Below are 596 nucleotides of genomic sequence, written 5' to 3'. Positions count from 1 at the left end.
CAAAAACAAACGTTTTGCATACCAACTGTGATTAATCGGTAATAAATAGGCTAAGAAAATTTAGGCCAAAAAAATTACTGAGGGCAACTTTTGCATCGTAAGCGTTTTAGGTTTTTTGACATTCAACCAAACACCTGTAAAACACTCGCTTCTAGTTTTGACGATGTGATGCCATAAAGTCTTTAACGCGCTCAGATTTTGGATGGTCGAAAACTTGCTCAGGCGTACCAATCTCTTCGATGATACCTTGATGCAAGAACACCACTTTGCTTGATACCTCACGGGCGAAACGCATTTCGTGGGTAACAATCAGCATGGTACGCCCCTCTTCGGCAAGCTCACGCATGACCGCGAGCACTTCATTGACCAGTTCAGGGTCGAGTGCGGAGGTTGGCTCATCAAACAACAGGACTTGCGGCTGCATCGCAAGGGCGCGCGCAATCGCCACTCGCTGACGCTGACCGCCCGATAAATTCGCCGGATAAGCGTCTTTTTTATCGAGTAAACCCACTTTATCGAGCAGCTGTTCTGCATCGCTAATCGCTTGGTCTTTTTTGATTTTTAGGACTTGTGTGGGTCCTTCGATGATATTTTGC

Annotated in this window: 1 protein-coding gene; it reads right to left on the bottom strand. The window is 46.0% G+C overall.

Annotated features, from left to right (window positions below; translation table 11 throughout):
* Window positions 1-151 precede the first annotated feature (151 nt).
* Window positions 152-596, bottom strand: a 445-nt coding sequence (locus V7D75_RS07550) for an ATP-binding cassette domain-containing protein (protein ID WP_333614071.1), incomplete at its 5' end; no start/stop codon positions are given.

Origin of the sequence: Psychrobacter sp., from assembly GCF_036731945.1 — a bacterium.
In the GTDB taxonomy this organism is placed as follows: Bacteria; Pseudomonadota; Gammaproteobacteria; order Pseudomonadales; family Moraxellaceae; genus Psychrobacter.
This window is presented reverse-complemented; position numbering and strand designations above follow the sequence as displayed.